The sequence below is a fragment of the Streptomyces sp. NPDC046862 genome (assembly GCF_040704615.1).
GTDB lineage: Bacteria > Actinomycetota > Actinomycetes > Streptomycetales > Streptomycetaceae > Streptomyces.
Map to the genome: position 1 here is coordinate 104,256 of NZ_JBEYXP010000010.1, position 15,071 is coordinate 119,326.

General features: G+C 69.4%; 16 protein-coding genes. 6 read left to right on the forward strand and 10 right to left on the reverse strand.

The window, feature by feature from the left end; all coding sequences use genetic code 11:
- Positions 1–83: 83 nt before the first annotated feature.
- Positions 84–731 (forward strand): biliverdin-producing heme oxygenase, encoded by a 648-nt coding sequence (locus AB0959_RS13510; RefSeq protein WP_366826535.1) that lies wholly within the window; start codon positions 84–86, stop codon positions 729–731.
- 9 nt (positions 732–740) lie between these two features.
- Here the strand turns inward: AB0959_RS13510 and AB0959_RS13515 are convergent, their stop codons facing one another.
- From AB0959_RS13515 to AB0959_RS13535, 5 genes are all read right to left on the reverse strand, one after another.
- Positions 741–1,691: a beta-ribofuranosylaminobenzene 5'-phosphate synthase family protein gene (locus AB0959_RS13515; RefSeq protein WP_366826536.1), complete on the reverse strand. Its 951-nt coding sequence runs from the start codon at positions 1,689–1,691 to the stop codon at positions 741–743.
- A 23-nt stretch (positions 1,692–1,714) separates the two neighbouring features.
- Positions 1,715–2,479, reverse strand: coding sequence for a hypothetical protein (locus AB0959_RS13520; RefSeq protein ID WP_366826537.1), 765 nt, complete (start codon positions 2,477–2,479; stop codon positions 1,715–1,717).
- A gap of 31 nt (positions 2,480–2,510) precedes the next feature.
- Positions 2,511–2,954, reverse strand: a complete 444-nt coding sequence (locus tag AB0959_RS13525; RefSeq protein WP_366826538.1) for an NUDIX domain-containing protein — start codon at positions 2,952–2,954, stop codon at positions 2,511–2,513.
- An 11-nt stretch (positions 2,955–2,965) separates the two neighbouring features.
- Entirely contained in the window at positions 2,966–3,880 is a 915-nt protein-coding gene (locus AB0959_RS13530; protein ID WP_366826539.1) for a carbohydrate kinase family protein, read from the reverse strand.
- Between the two features lie 94 nt (positions 3,881–3,974).
- Entirely contained in the window at positions 3,975–4,652 is a 678-nt protein-coding gene (locus tag AB0959_RS13535; protein WP_366826540.1) for a PhzF family phenazine biosynthesis protein, read from the reverse strand.
- Positions 4,653–4,942: 290 nt separating this feature from the next.
- On the opposite strand from AB0959_RS13535, the gene efeO reads away from it, so the two are divergent.
- From efeO to AB0959_RS13555, 4 genes are read left to right on the forward strand one after another with little or no spacing between them, the layout of a single operon-like run.
- Positions 4,943–6,097: an iron uptake system protein EfeO gene (efeO, locus tag AB0959_RS13540; RefSeq protein ID WP_366826541.1), complete on the forward strand. Its 1,155-nt coding sequence runs from the start codon at positions 4,943–4,945 to the stop codon at positions 6,095–6,097.
- Between the two features lie 22 nt (positions 6,098–6,119).
- A complete protein-coding gene (efeB, locus tag AB0959_RS13545) occupies positions 6,120–7,430 on the forward strand; it encodes an iron uptake transporter deferrochelatase/peroxidase subunit (RefSeq protein WP_366826542.1) in 1,311 nt (436 codons plus the stop codon).
- Positions 7,431–7,434: 4 nt separating this feature from the next.
- Positions 7,435–8,310, forward strand: a complete 876-nt coding sequence (gene efeU / locus AB0959_RS13550; RefSeq protein ID WP_366826543.1) for an iron uptake transporter permease EfeU — start codon at positions 7,435–7,437, stop codon at positions 8,308–8,310.
- Complete coding sequence (locus AB0959_RS13555) at positions 8,267–9,364, forward strand: hypothetical protein (RefSeq protein WP_366826544.1); 1,098 nt, start codon at positions 8,267–8,269, stop codon at positions 9,362–9,364. Before efeU ends, AB0959_RS13555 begins: the two co-directional genes overlap by 44 nt.
- A 43-nt stretch (positions 9,365–9,407) precedes the next feature.
- On the opposite strand, the gene AB0959_RS13560 is transcribed toward AB0959_RS13555, so the two are convergent.
- Both AB0959_RS13560 and AB0959_RS13565 read right to left on the reverse strand, forming a co-directional pair.
- The gene (locus AB0959_RS13560; protein WP_366826545.1) at positions 9,408–10,136 is read right to left on the reverse strand and encodes a bifunctional DNA primase/polymerase; all 729 of its coding nucleotides are present in this window, start codon (positions 10,134–10,136) and stop codon (positions 9,408–9,410) included.
- 214 nt (positions 10,137–10,350) lie between these two features.
- Complete coding sequence (locus AB0959_RS13565; RefSeq protein ID WP_366826546.1) at positions 10,351–10,974, reverse strand: TetR/AcrR family transcriptional regulator; 624 nt, start codon at positions 10,972–10,974, stop codon at positions 10,351–10,353.
- 143 nt (positions 10,975–11,117) lie between these two features.
- Here AB0959_RS13565 and AB0959_RS13570 point away from each other — a divergent pair, with 143 nt between their 5' ends.
- Entirely contained in the window at positions 11,118–11,300 is a 183-nt protein-coding gene (locus AB0959_RS13570; protein WP_366826547.1) for a DUF6243 family protein, read from the forward strand.
- Between the two features lie 39 nt (positions 11,301–11,339).
- On the opposite strand, the gene AB0959_RS13575 is transcribed toward AB0959_RS13570, so the two are convergent.
- The 3 genes from AB0959_RS13575 to AB0959_RS13585 form a co-directional block, all read right to left on the reverse strand.
- Positions 11,340–12,383, reverse strand: a complete 1,044-nt coding sequence (locus AB0959_RS13575) for a small ribosomal subunit Rsm22 family protein (RefSeq protein ID WP_366826548.1) — start codon at positions 12,381–12,383, stop codon at positions 11,340–11,342.
- A gap of 90 nt (positions 12,384–12,473) precedes the next feature.
- The gene (locus tag AB0959_RS13580; RefSeq protein WP_366826663.1) at positions 12,474–13,679 is read right to left on the reverse strand and encodes a serine hydrolase domain-containing protein; all 1,206 of its coding nucleotides are present in this window, start codon (positions 13,677–13,679) and stop codon (positions 12,474–12,476) included.
- Positions 13,628–15,070, reverse strand: a complete 1,443-nt coding sequence (locus AB0959_RS13585) for a multidrug effflux MFS transporter (RefSeq protein ID WP_366826549.1) — start codon at positions 15,068–15,070, stop codon at positions 13,628–13,630. The genes AB0959_RS13580 and AB0959_RS13585 overlap by 52 nt, the downstream gene beginning before the upstream one ends.
- Position 15,071 lies beyond the last annotated feature (1 nt).

Here is a 15,071-nt window from a genome sequence, read left to right on the forward strand (position 1 = left end):
AGGGCGTCGGCATCTCCTTGACTTAGGTAAGGCTAACCAAAGAAAATCGTCGGCGGTACCGCCCCCTCGACACCGGAGACACCATGGACTCGTTCTCGACGCTCATCCGCACCGCGTCGCGCGACCAGCACACGGCCGCGCACGACGCGACGTTCATGAGCGACCTGCTGGGCGGCCGACTCGGCGTCGACGCGTACGCGCGGTACACGGAGCAGCTGTGGTTCGTCTACGAGGCACTGGAGGGCCCGGCGCGGGAGCTGGCCGACGACCCGGTGGCGGGGCCGTTCATCCAGCCCGAGCTGATGCGCCTGTCCGCGCTGGAGCAGGACCTGGCGCACCTGCGGGGTCCGAACTGGCGGTCGACGATGGCCGCCCTGCCCACGACGGAGCACTACGCGCGGAGGATCACCGCGTGCGCGCGCACCTGGCCGGGCGGATACGTCGCCCACCACTACACCCGCTACCTCGGCGACCTCTCCGGCGGCCAGGTCGTCCGCGACACGGCGGAGAAGACGTGGGGCTTCGCCAGGAAGGGCGACGGTGTGCGCTTCTACGTGTTCGAGGACATCGCCAACCCGGCCGCGTTCAAGCGGGGGTACCGCGAGCTGCTGGACCAGGTGCGGGCGGACGACCTGGAGAAGCAGCGGATGATCGCGGAGTGCAAGCAGGCGTTCGCGCTGAACATCACGATGCTCGGCGCGTTGGGCGAGGAGTTCCCCCTGAGCGCGTGACAGCGACCGTCACATGAGCTGATATCCGTAGTTCCTGCACAGTCCGTGCCCGTACACGGGCACCGCGCGCTCCCCTGCCACCTTCTCCACTCTGCGTCGGCTCTCTCGGTCGTCCCCGTCGTAGACCGTGAAAATCAGCGGGCCGAAGCTGCTCATCCCCGAAGCGCAGTCCGGGAGCTCGTGAAGGGCGCTGAGCAGATCCTGGACCTGTGGTGACTGCGCGGAGATCTCCAGTCTCTTGAAACCAAGCCTCTGGTATTCCAGCAAGCTCGACTTCAGCAGACCGATGTCCGCCTGGGCCACCGCGACGGCCAGCCCGTGATACAGCGCGGGAAAGGCGCGGAGGCACTCCTCGGCAGAGGTCGGCGTGTTCTTGGCGAAGAACTCCCGCTCCGCCGCACCCGACACCCTGCGCCCAGCCTCGGGAAGCATCAGCGCCACCCGCCAGGTGCCAGGCAGTTCCATGCGCGCGATGAGCGGTGGCGATTCCCGAGGCCGAGAAGCGCCACTGGGTCTGAGCTCCTGGCCGCGGTTGGGCTGCCCTCCGTCGATGATGAAGCCACCCTTCAGGAACGAGTGGAAGCCGATGCCCGAGGTTCCCGCCCGACGGCTGTGCACCAGCAGGTCGGCTTCTGACGGCGTGGCGCCACTCAGTTCCCCCGCAAGCCGGACGAGCCCGAGGCTGAGCGCCGTCCCCGTGCCGAGACCCACGTGCCTGGGCAACTCCTGTTCGATCTCCACCTCCACCGGGTCGCAGCTCAGGGACTCCAGCATCGCTGTGAACGAGCGGCGCTCCGCAACGGTCAGGGTTCCTCCGGTCACAGCACAGCGCCTGGCCCGACGGCCCTTCAGCGCGATGGGCGCGAACGCGATCGAGAAACCCGCGCCTCCGAACACCCGTCCGCTGACACCCGCGGTGTCCAGCAACCCCAGATGAAGCCGCGGGTGGCAGACGATCATGCTCCCCGTGCCGTGTAAGCCGCTCACAGTGCTGCCTCGTACGACATCTCAGGGTCACTCCATATCTGCTCGAAATGCCTGACGAAAGTCGCGTACAAGGGCCCTCCCTTTCCACACAGGAGCGTTGCGGTGTCCCGGCTCTGCCGGCCCAACAGGTACGGCCCCCAGAAGAGGTCGTCGTCGACTATGCAGAGGTTGATGCTGGGGATACACCGGTACAACCGGACTTGGAACGTCTGCGGGTGTGCAGCCCGAACCTCCCGGGTGTAATCGAGAAACGCCCTCACGTCGTTGGCGATGCTGCCGGCGGAGTTCCCTTCCTCGCGGTCCCGTTGGGCGGAGTAGGACCAGTGAACACTAGGAGCGTCCGGATCGAGGAGCAGGATACGCACCTTCGATCTCGTCGCCCAGTTGGCGAATTCGTCGCCGAAATCCTCCCTCAGAGCCCGCAGCCCGAACCCCATGATCGAGATCTCTCGGCGCGATGCCGAGAATCTGGGTTCGTACTCGTGACGGATCGATATGGACCGGGCAGTGAAAGCCTTTATGATCCCCAGGCTCTCAAGAGCCTGCACCGTACTGAAACGACTCTCGCTCTGCCTGACCCACAGGAAGATGACCCAGCCGGCCACTCCCGTCGAGATCAGCGATGTGGCGACGGAGAAGGACAATGCCCCCTTGACCTGATAAAGCGCGATGCCCGCAGCGAAGATCAACGCATGGACAAGCAGATAAATCCACTGCGTCGGGCTGAAGCTACGCCCCATTCGTCTGCCCAGTGCAGTCACCCCCCACTTTCCTTTGCACCTCAGAAGGCCTCTAAGGGTTGTAGATCACCCCTGAGCGGTAGCTGTTGATCGCGATCTCGACCGGCTTGAAGATCGGGGAGGGGAGGGCATCGAGGTCGTACCACCCCCAGGACTCGACTTTGTCCGGCTCCCTCACCTCCGGCTCCCCCAGGGCTTCGACCACGAATTCGAAGTCGACATAGTGCCTGCCGTATTCCCGAACGTTGCTGACACAGAGAAAGGAAAGACGGGCCGCAACCATGCCCGATTCCTCGAGCAACTCCCGCTCGGCCGCCTCTTCCAAGGACTCACCGAACTCAAGCCCGCCACCGCACCAGGCGTACGAGCCGGCGCCGTGATCGCCCTTCCGCTTGCCCAGAAGGACCCGGTTGCCACGGATCACCATTGCTCCCACACCCACAGACGGGAAGATCCTGTCGATTTCATGATGAAGACTTCTCGGTGCGTTACGCATGCCATCCCCGACTACTCCGGACTGATGTATCCGTGAAGTACATGGTTCCTGAGCTCTCGTGCGGCCAGCCGGTCCCCGTATTCCGACCTCTCCTTGGCGGCAAGGTACCCCGTGTCGTACACGACGGAGACCGCGCCCTTCCGGCAGACCGCCGTCTTCTGCAAGTCCTTGACCCCGAATCGGAGGAGCCAGGTGGCGCCGCTGCCCGGCCCGTCGCTCAGGTTGTGCCGCACCAGGGACGTCACGTCTTCCTCCCGGTAGGGGTAGGGATCGTCCAGTGCGAGCAAACGAGCGAGCGTCCGAGCGCTGCTGATGACAATGTCCGACGCCTCGAGTATTTCCTGGAGGTCGGTCAGCGAGAAATACTTCTCGGCGTGATGCGGCAGCAGGTCGAAGCAGAAGACGGCTCCGGCGGCGCGGGCCATGTGAGCGGCTTCGGTCATGGCCGCTCGTGAAGCCTCATACAGGGCGAGGTAGCCATCCGCGAACAGGACGTCAGCGCCTTCGATGACCGGGCGAACGCCCCGGACGTGCTCGACCGACAGCCGAGAGGCCGGGGTGGCCCTGCTCGCGACGAGGAGACGCGGCCCTTGTGCATCGGGTTCCCGTACGAGCAGGCTGGTGCCGTTTTGTACATCCCGGACTTCCTGAAGATGGCATCGAACACCCAGGTCGTCCAGGACGGAGCGGATCACACCGGCGAAGTGATCGGTTCCGATGCAGGAGATGACGTCCACCGCCGAGAAAGAACACCGAGCATGCCGGGCGAGATTGACCGCCGTTCCCGACACCTTCATGGTTATCTCGGCGTATTCAAGATGATCCGTGGGCAACAACGCGAAACTGTGATCCCGTAGCCGTGACCGGAAATCAACACGGAGATCGCCAAGAATCACGATCGATGGTTCGCCCGATTCCCCCGGCATATGAGCCCCCGCAGCTTCGACCCGGCGGGACCCATGGTGACGTACACCGATCCCCCGCACCAGGGGGCATCAAGACGCGCAAGACGGGCATCGGTCACCGCTCCAGGAACACGCGCCCCCCGACCTCGATCCAGCCCCCCGGCTGCGGTGCCGTGAGGATCTGTGAGCCCGTACCCTGCGTGATGTTCAGGGCGCGGCCCAGCCGGTCCGTCAGGAGCAGCGCGGCCGCCCCGGTCGCCTCGTCCTCGTCGATGCCGTCGCCGCGGCCGGGGAAGCCGCGGGCGCGGACCCGGCCCGCCGCCTCGTCCTGCCACGCCCAGGCGTAGATCCTCCCCCACTGCCCGAAAGGCGTGGGAGGTACCCCCACCCCCTCGGGCGGCACGGCCAAGGCGTCCACCTCGGCGGCCGAACCGTACTGGCGCAGGGTGCGCGGCGGGGCCCACTCCGGGCGGGCCTCGATCCAGCTGAACTCCCCGTCCAGGCGGGCGCCGACGACTCCGGCGGGTGTGACCAGTTCGGGCACGTCCAGGAGCCAGGCCGTGCCCACGCACGGGTGCCCGGCGAAGGGCAGGCGGAGGGTGGGCGTGTAGATGTCCACGACCCCGCGCTCGGGGTCGTCCACGAACACGGTCTCGCTGAAGCCGAGTTTCGCCGCGAACGCCTGCCGGTCGCCGCGCTCCGGCATGACCGAACCCTCGCGGACGACGCCCAGTTCGTTGCCGTATCCCCCGCTGGGCCCACAGAAGACCCGCAGCACGTCGTAATCAGTCACCCGGGCATTGAAACATCGTCGACCGGCAGCCGGTGGAGGTGCTCCCGCATCCCCGGACCGTCGGTGTCCCGATCGCTCCGAAACGGGGCTCTTGATCCACACTCGCGTTCTTGACCCGCGCTTGACCGAATCATCAGGGCTGTTTTAAGCCACCGTGATCAAGCCGTGCTCGTACGCCCGCGATGAGAGGAGATTCACTGGACGAGCAGGAATTGGTGAGGTAAGCCTCAGATAAGTTGGGGCAGCCTCACCTTATCTGTGCGTCCCCCGTGTCCTTCCTTGGAGCCGAAATGCGCCCCCTCAGACTGTCCGTCGTCACCGCCGTCGCCACCGTGGCGGCCCTGACCGCCGTCACCGGCTGCACCGAGAAGAGCAGCGCCAAGGGCGGCGACGGCGCCATCGAGGTGACCGCCACCGACAGCAAGTGCGAGGTGTCGAAGAAGGAGTTCCCGGCCGGGCACGTCGAACTCGACATCCAGAACAAGGGTTCCAAGGTCACCGAGGTCTACGTCCTCTTCCCGGACGACCGGGTGGTCACCGAGCGGGAGAACATAGGCCCCGGCACAAAGCAGAAGGTCACCGCCGAAGTGAAGGCGGGTGACTACCAGATCGCCTGCAAGCCGGGCATGAAGGGCGACGGCATCCGGCAGAAGGTCACGGCCACCGGCGGTGGCCAGGCCGCGAAGCGCGACCCGCGCCTGGACAAGGCGGTCGCCGCCTACCGCAAGTACACGCAGGAGCAGGCCGACGCGACCATCCCGCTGGTCAAGGTGTTCGCCGATGCCGTCAAGGCCGGTGACATCGAGGCCGCGAAGAAGGCGTACGCCCCCTCCCGCATCGGCTGGGAGCGCACCGAGCCGGTCGCCGAGTCCTTCGGTGACATCGACCCGAAGGTCGACGTACGCGAGGACGGTCTTGAGGACGGTCAGGACCCGGAGAAGGACTGGACCGGCTGGCACCGCCTGGAGCGCTCGCTGTGGAAGGACGGCAAGCTCACCGCCCGCGACTCCGAGCTCGCCGACCAGCTGGTTAAGGACCTTCAGGACTGGCAGAAGCGGGTCGGCAAGGCCGAGATCACCCCGACCTCGATGGCCAACGGCGCCAAGGAGCTCCTCGACGAGGTCTCCACCGGCAAGGTCACCGGCGAGGAGGAGCGCTACTCGCACACCGACCTCGTCGACTTCAAGGCCAACGTCGAGGGCGCCGAGGAGTCCTACGAGCTGCTGAAGCCGGTCGCCGCCGAGAACGACGCGGCGCTGACGAAGGAGCTCGACAAGCAGTTCGCGGCGCTGAGCACGCTCCTCGACAAGTACCGCGAGGACAAGAACGGTTACGACTTCGTCAGTTACGACAAGGTCGGCAAGGACGAGCGCAAGGAGCTCTCGGACGCGGTGAACGCGCTCGCCGAGCCGCTCTCCCGCCTCGCCGCCGCCGTCGTCAAGTAGCAGTGAGCGAGGGCCTGCAGAGATGACGGACAGCACCACAACAGAGACCGGGACAGAGATCGCCGAGAGCACGACCACGGCCGAGGACAACTCCCGTGCGCCGTCGCGGCGTTCACTGATCGGCTGGGGCGGGGCCGGGCTCGCGCTCGGCGCCGCCGCGGCCGGTGGCGCGGTGGCCATGGCCACGACGGGCGACGACACCGCCCCCGCCGGAACCGATTCAGGGGCGCCGGTCGCCTTCCACGGCGCCCACCAGGCCGGCATCGCCACCGCGGTGCAGGACCGGCTGCATTTCGCCGCGTTCGACGTGAAGACGGACGACCGCGCCGAGTTCGTGCAGATGCTCAAGGACTGGACGGCGGCCGCGCGACGGATGACGGCCGGTAAGGCGGTCGGCGAGGGCGCCTACGGCGGGCTCGCGGAGGCGCCGCCGGACGACACCGGCGAGGCGCTGGGGCTGAAGCCGTCCAGGCTGACCCTCACCGTCGGCTTCGGGCCCTCGCTCTTCGAGAAGTTCGGCCTGAAGGACGCGCGCCCCGAAGCGCTGGTGGACCTGCCGCAGTTCGCCGGCGACAACCTGGACAAGGCCCGCAGCGACGGCGACCTGTGCGTCCAGGCGTGCGCGGACGACCCGCAGGTCGCGGTGCACGCGATCCGCAACCTCGCCCGTATCGGCTTCGGCAAGGTCTCCGTCCGCTGGTCCCAGCTCGGCTTCGGCAAGACGTCCTCGACGACGCCGGAGGCCCAGACCCCGCGCAACCTCATGGGCTTCAAGGACGGCACCCGCAACATCGCGGGCACCGACACGGCCGGGCTGGACAAGCACGTGTGGGTGGCGAAGTCCGACGGCCCGGAGTGGATGGCCGGCGGCTCGTACCTGGTGGCGCGGCGCATCCGGATGCACATCGAGCCCTGGGACCGCACCTCGCTGCAGGAGCAGGAGGACATCTTCGGCCGCGACAAGGGCGAGGGCGCGCCCGTCGGCAAGGCGAAGGAGCGTGACCAGCCGTTCCTGAAGGCGATGCTGCCGGACGCGCACGTACGGCTCGCGCACCCGGACTCCAACCACGGCGTGAGGATCCTGCGCCGCGGCTACTCCTTCACCGACGGCACGGACGGCCTCGGCCGCCTGGACGCGGGACTGTTCTTCCTCGCGTACCAGCGGGACGTGCGCGAGGGCTTCATCCCGATCCAGCGCAACCTCGCCACGGACGCGCTCAACGAGTACATCCAGCACGTGGGTTCGGCGGTCTTCGCGGTCCCGCCGGGCGTCCGGGACGCGGACGACTGGTGGGGCCGGGCGCTGTTCTCCGCATCGTCTACGGAGGGCTGACGCCGTGTTCGCGAACTATCTGATCGGTCTGCGTGAGGGCCTGGAAGCCAGCCTCGTCGTCTGCATCCTCATCGCGTACCTGGTCAAGACCGACCGCCGGGACGCGTTGAAGCCCATCTGGATCGGCATCGGCGTCGCGGTGGGGCTCGCCCTCGGCTTCGGCTGCGTCCTCGAATTCGGCTCGCAGGAGCTGACGTTCGAGGCGCAGGAGGCCCTCGGCGGCTCACTGTCGATCATCGCGGTGGGCCTGGTGACGTGGATGGTCTTCTGGATGCGCCGTACGGCGCGGCACCTGAAGTCCGAACTGCACGGCAAGCTGGACGCTGCCCTGCGGATGGGCACGGGCGCGCTGGTCGCCACGGCGTTCCTCGCGGTGGGCCGCGAGGGCCTGGAGACCGCCCTGTTCGTGTGGGCGTCCGTGCGCGCCTCCAGCGACGGCACCCAAGGCCCGCTGATCGGTGTGCTGTTGGGCATCCTGACGGCCGTCGTGCTCGGCTGGCTCTTCTACCGGGGCGCCCTGCGCATCAATCTCTCCAGGTTCTTCACGTGGACCGGCGGCATGCTGGTCGTGGTGGCGGCGGGCGTGCTCGCGTACGGCTTCCACGATCTGCAGGAGGCGGACTTCCTGCCTGGTCTGACGGACAAGGCGTTCGACATCAGCGACACCGTGGACCCGTCGAGTTGGTACGGGACGCTTCTGAAGGGAATCTTCAACTTCCAGCCCGATCCGACCGTTCTCCAGGTCACGGTATGGCTCCTGTACCTGATCCCGACGCTCGCGCTCTTCCTGGCCCCGGTAGGGTTCGCCTCCGGGAAGGGGAAGGTGAAAGGACCTGATGAGCAGGGATCGCGGGGTTCGGAGCCGTCGAGGGCTGGTTGAGCGCACAGGCCACCGACAGCTCGGCACGTACGACCGTCCGCGACGTCTCGGCGGGGGACGTCTTGGCGGGCACGGCCGATTCGCCCTGGCGACCGCGTCGGTTGCCGTGCTGTCGGTGACGGCGAGCGGCTGTGTGGTCGTCCACGGCGAGCGGGAGATCGTTCCGACGACGACGCGGGCCGACGCCGCCCGCGCGCTGGGGGACTTCACGGACGCGTACAACAAGGCCGACAAGACGTACGACCAGGCCGCGGACGCGGAGCGGGTCACCGGCGCGCTCCGGGACATCGACGGCGCGAAGCTGAGGGCGGGCCGCAAGAACAGCCCGGACGGCAATCCGTCGTACTCGCCGCTGAAGCTGACGGACGCGAAGTTCACGATCCCCGAGAAGGCGGGCTGGCCGCGCTGGTTCGTCGCCGACACGGCCGCCAACAAGGGCCTGAAGAGCACCCGTTGGCTGCTGGTGTTCACGCGCTCCGACGCGAACGACGTGTGGGCGGTGTCGTACCTGACGATCGTCGCCTCCGACGACGTACCGGAGTTCAAGAAGGACAAGGACGGTTACGCGCAGACCGTCCCGGCCGATGACGCGGCACTGGCGATAGCCCCGGACGAGCTGGGCGAGGAGTACGCGTCGTACCTGAAGGCGAAGGGTTCCGCCGGTACCGGAGATGAGGCCTTCGCGCCCGGCAGGCACACCTCCGTGTGGCGGTCCGACCGCGAGAAGGACGCGAACACGCCGGGGCTCGCCCGCCAGTACATCGACGAGCCGCTGTCGAAGGGCGACTACGCCCCCGTGGGTCTGCGCACGACGGACGGCGGGGCCCTGGTCTTCTTCGCCACGCACCACTACGAGAAGCAGACGGCCGCACCCGGTGTCGACCTCGACGTCGACCCCGCGGTCCAGGCCCTGCTGACCGGCGAGGTCAAGTCCGCGCTGACGCTGCAGCGGGTGTCCAACCAGGTGGTCCTGGACCCGGCGAAGTCGGCGTCGGACCAGCAGGTGAAGTTCCTGAGCCGGGTGGACGGGCTGACGAGCGTGAAGGGCGAATAGGGCTTCCGGACGGGGTGAGGTGGGCCGGGCCGCCGGGAGCGGCTCAGCCGCGCAGGGGCCAGGCCGCCGTCGCGTGGTCCTGCTCCTCCCCCACGTACCGGGAGCACTCGTCGGTGAGGATCTCCAGCAGGCTCAGCGGGTCGGGCAGCGGATGCTCGGGGCCCCGCACCCACTGGACGGTGAGGTCACCGGGGAGCTGGGCGGGCGGTACGAGGACGTAACTGCCGCGGCAGTGCCAGCGCAGTCCGGGGTGCTCGTCCATGGTCTCGGGGTGGCAGTCCAGTTCGCAGGGCCACCACTCGTCCTCGTCCTCGGGCGTGCCGCGGGTGAGGGTGAAGAACAGCATGCGCCCGTCGCCGGTCTCGGCCACGGGTCCGACCTCGATCCCGGAGGCGAGGAGCCGCTCCAGCGCCTCACGTCCGGCGTCGAAGGGCACGTCGAGCACGTCGTGCACCATGCCGGTCGCGGTGATGAAGTTGGCCTGCGGCTGGTGGCGGGCCCAGCGCTCGATCTGGGCGCGGTCGGTGGTGGACTGCGTCTGCCAGGCGAACGAGACGGGGTGACGCGCGGGGGTGGGACAGCCGACCCGGTCGCACGAACAGCGGTAACCGGACGGGTACGCGGCCGGCGCGAGCGGCAGTCCCGCACCGGCGGCGGCGAGCAACAGGGCTTCACGGCCACTGTCTTCGGCCTTGGGGTCGGTGCGACGACCGCGCAGCCACTGGGAGATCCTGCCCTGTCCGCCGGAGCGGCGGCCGAACTCAGCGCTCATGTATCCCCTCGCCTTGCTGTGGTGCGGACAGCATGCCCCCATGGTCCCACCATCCTGCGCTTCGGGTGGCCGGAGACCGCATCCGGGGCAGGTGGGGTGATGCCAACCCTCGTCAGGGATCGAGGGTTATTGAGCGCTTTGGCATGATTTGCCACGCGGTTCCGGGGCGTTGCGGGACCGTCGTGGTCGCTTTGGTCACACCTTCGGCTGAAGCTCAGCGAGGAGCCAGTCCGTTGAGGGCATAGTCGACGAGCGCGTCCGTGTACTCGTAGGTGATGGGCCCGGTGCGCTGGAGCCAGCGCTGGGCGAGCGGGGACACGAAGAGTTCGAGGGCGATGCGCGGGTCGATGTCGCGGCGTACGTCTCCGGCGTCCTGAGCGGCCTTCAGCCTCCGGACGTAGAGCTGGAGCGAGGGTTCCAGCAGCCGGGAGACGACCTGGGTGGCGAACTGCTCGCTGACGACCCCCTCGGCGGCCAGGGCCCGGGAGGGCGCCTCGAACCTCGGCTCCAGGAGTTCGTCGACGGTGGCGCGCAGAACGTACTTGAGGTCGGCGGCCAGGTCACCGGTGTCCGGGATCCCGTGCTGCAACTCCTCCGGCGTGGCCACGGCCTCGGCGTACTGCTCGCTCAGATCGAGGAAGGCCTCCAGCAGTACGTCCGCCTTCGACGGCCACCACCGGTAGATCGTCTGCTTGCCGACTCCGGCGCGGGCGGCGATGCCCTCGATGGTGGTCTTCGCGTAACCGGCCTCCACGACGAGGGCGAGGGCGGCGTCGTAGATGGCGCGGCGCGACTTCTCGCTGCGGCGGGTGGAGTCGGGGGCGGTCTTCTGGCTCATGCGGCCAAATTTATCAGTTGACAAGACGCAGCGTCTCGCCGCACGCTCGTGGAGCGAGTTCACGAGACGATACGTGTCGTCACACCAATCACGGGCTCGCGAGCTGTGGAAACGACGGACGCCGAGACGAAGGGAGGCCCGCCATGACCCGAGGCGGAGCCGGAAACATGCTGGGAGTCGGGGGCACCCGCAGCAAGATCAGCCGCAGGGCCCTCCGGGGCGGGGGCCGCTCAGGCGCGGTGGGCGGCGGTCAGGACGCCCAGGCCCAGAAACGGGAGCTGTTGCGCAAGCTCCAGGAAGGACGCGCGACCGGCAAGAAGTCGTGACCGGGAAGAGGCCGAGGGCGGGGCCAGGACTCTCCGCCCTCAGCCGCGCTCCCCGGCCGGCGGCCAGGCGTCCCCCCAGTCGGCGTCACGGGCGGCCCTGTAGAGCGGCCCGTGGCGCTTGGTGACGGTGGAGCGGCGGAGGGAGGGGTCGGTCTCGCACAGGTCGAGGAGCACCTGGCCCTTGCGGATCTGGGGCTTGCGCACGATACGGGAGGGCGCCGGCTCGGTCTCCGGCCCCGCGGTGTCCGACTCTCCAGTCTCCGGCTCTCCGGTGTCCGGCTCCCGTACGGCGGCGACGTAGCTGAACTTCTCGTCCTCGTACGCGAGTGACCCGCCCTTGACCTGGCGGTGGAGGGAGGAGCGGCTGACCCGGGCGGAGAAGTGGCACCAGTCCTCGCCGGGCACGATGGGGCAGGCCGCGCTGTGCGGGCAGGGGGCGGCGACGCGGAATCCGGCGCGGACGAGCCGGGCGCGGGCCTCGATGACGCGGGCGTACCCGCCGGGGGTGCCGGGCTCGATGATCACCACGGCCGGGGCCGCGGCCGCGGCGGCGTCCACGACGGCATCGCGGTCGGCGTCGGTCAGTTCGCCGAGGACGTAGGAGACGGTGACGAGATCAGTGCTCTCGATGGCGAGCGCCGCTCCGATACGAGAACGCCGCCACTCGGCGCCCTTCAACTCCGGGTTGGCCGCGGCGATCTCCCGCCCGAGCGCCAGCGCGGGCTCGGCCCAGTCGAGCACCGTGACCGGCCGCTCCCCCGCCCACACGGCGTTGACGGCCCAGGTCGCCGCGCCGGTACCACCGCCCACGTCCACGTGACTGCCGGGCATCCACGAGGGCACGGTCTCCGCGAACGCCTCCAGCGCCGAGCACACCGCCTCGAACGTCGCCGGCATCCGGTACGCGGCGTACGCGACGACGTCCGACCGGTCCCGCAGCACCGGCGCGTCCGTCGGCGTCCGCCCCCGGTAGTTCGCGATCAACCGCTCGACCGCCTGCGAGGCCACCTTCGGCGGCAGCCCGTCGAGCAGCCCGTCCAGAGCGGCACGCAGGGAATCGGCTGGGGAGACGGGGACGTTCACGTGGCCGATTCTATGGCGCGCGGCGGACTGCCCGGAGCCCTCGCCGATGCCCGCACCGGCTTCACCCGGCGACCACCGCCGGGTCAGCCCTCACGCCCCCCGGACCGCCCGGGCGACCCGCGTCCCCGCCCTCGCCCTGACCCGGTTGTCGGGAAGCGCGCGGCGGCGGGGGTGGACCGTGTTGGCCAGGAGGACCAGGAAGGTGTCCGTGGCCGGGTCCAGGACCAGGGACGTTCCCGTGAAGCCGGTGTGGCCGGCCGCGCCGCGGCCGGCCAGTTCGCCCATGAACCACGGCTGGTCCAGGGCGAGGCCCAGGCCCGGTGGGGTGAGCATGAGTTCGACGAGGTCGGGGCCGAGGATGCGGGCGGGCCCGTACGAGCCGCCCGCGAGCAGGGTGCGGCAGAAGACCGCCAGGTCCCGTGCCGTGGAGAACAGGCCCGCGTGGCCCGCGACCCCGCCGAGGGCCCAGGCGTTCTCGTCGTGGACGTCGCCGCGGAGCATGCCGCGGTCCGCCTTGGCCCAGGGGCGGCGCTGGTCCTCCGTGGCCGCCGCGCCGGGGCACGGGCCGAAGGTGGTCGACGTCATCCCCAGGGGGCGGGTGATGCCGTCGCGGATCAGGATGTCGAGTCCCCGGCCCGTGAGGCGCTCCAGGAGGTGTTGCAGCAGGAGCATGTTCAGGTCCGAGTAGCGGTACTCCGTGCCCGGCCGCGTCGTCGGTGTCTCCGCGCGCAGCAGGTCCAGGCGGGCCTCGTCCGTCGGGCAGTCGTACAGCGGGAGCTCGGGGCGCAGGCCGGAGGTGTGGGTGAGGAGCTGGCGTACCGTCACGTCGTGCTCGGCGGCGCCCGTGAAGTCCGGCAGGTACGCCCCCACGCGCGCGTCGATCCCGAGGGTGCCCCGCTCCATCTGCTGGACCGCGGCGACCGCCGTGAACAGCTTGGTGAGGGAGGCCAGGTCGAAGGGCGTGTCCACGGTCGCCGCCACGCGGCCTTCGGGCGGGAGCTCCACCGCCGTGTCACTCGTCTCGTCGTACGACGCGTACCGCACCGCCCAGCCCATCGCCTCCTCCACGGCGACGACGGGGCCGCGCCCCGCGACCACGACGGCGCCCGCGGCCCACGGGCGCTCCTGCCCGGCCCCGGTCGGGGACCCTTCCGTGCGGGCCCTGACCTCGTCCACGAGGTGACGCAGGTGGCCGGGGTCAAGACCGGCCCGTTCCGGGGTGCCGGTGCGCAGTCTCGGGGCGCTCAGCTGTCCTCTCCCAGGCTCTCGGTGGCTCGTGTGGTCCAGGGGCGGCAGAGTGCCATGAAGAAGGCGACGGCCACCAGTACGGCCGCCAGTTGGACGACGGCCATCGGGACGGCGGTGTCCTCGCCCGCGACGCCGACGAGCGGCGAGGCGATCGCGCCGATGAGGAACGAGGACGTGCCGAGCAGCGCGGACGCCGAACCGGCCGCGTGCCTTACCCGCATCAGGGCCATGGCCTGGGTGTTGGGCAGGGTGATGCCCATCGCGGTCATGAGGACGAACAGGGCCGTCGCCACCGGCCAGAGCCCCACCTCGCCGAACACGCCGGTCGACATCAGCAGCAGCGCGGTCGCCGACAGCGTCACGATCGCGAGGCCGGTCGCCAGCACCTTGTCCAGGCCGACGCGGCCGACCAGGACCTTGCCGTTGATCTGACCGGCGATCACGAGGCCGACGGAGTTGACGCCGAAGAGCAGGCTGAACGTCTGCGGTGAGGCGCCGTAGATCTCCTGGATCACGAAGGGGGAGGCGCTGATGTACGCGAACAGCGCGGCGAAGGCGAACCCGCCCGTCAGCGTGTAGCCGGTGAACACGCGGTCGGCGAGGAGCCGGCGCATCGCGCGCAGGGTCTCGCCCACGCCTCCCTGGTGCCGTTCGGCGGGGGCCAGGGTCTCGGGGAGCCGCCACCAGACGAGGGCCGTCAGCGCGAGCCCGAGGACGATGAGGACGACGAACACGCCCCGCCAGTCGGTGACGCGCAGGATCTGACCGCCGATCAGCGGCGCGACGATCGGCGCCACCCCGGAGACCAGCATGAGGGTCGAGAAGAAGCGGGCCATGGCCACGCCGTCGTACAGGTCGCGGACCACCGCCCGCGCGATCACGATCCCGGCCGCCCCGGCGAGGCCCTGGGCGAGCCGGAAGGCGATGAGGAACTCCACGGTGGGCGCGAGCGCGCACAGCGCGGTGGCGACGACGTAGACGAGCAGTCCGGACAGCAAGGGCCGTCTGCGGCCCCAGCGGTCGCTCATCGGGCCGACGATCATCTGGCCCAGCGCCATGCCGGCGAGGCAGGCGGTGAGGGTGAGCTGGACGGTCGTGGCGGGCGCGTGCAGGGAGTTGGTGACCTCCGGCAGGGACGGGAGGTACATGTCCATCGCCAGCGGGGGCGTGGCGGTGAGGCCGCCGAGGAGAAGGGTGACGAGGAGGCCGGTGCGGCGCAGCGCGTCGCGGCCCGGTCCGCTCGACGGCGGTGCGGGTTCGCCGGCCCGGTCTCCGGCCGTGTTTCCGGCTGTGATCCTGACCGTGTTTCCGGCCGTGTTTCCGGCCGTGTTTCCGGCTGGGTTTCCAGCCATGTCCGGTGCCGGTTCCGCCACCGCCGTGTTCGGTATGTGCCCCTGAGGGCCTTCCTGGTCCCGCGTGGTACGGCCACGCTCGGGCATG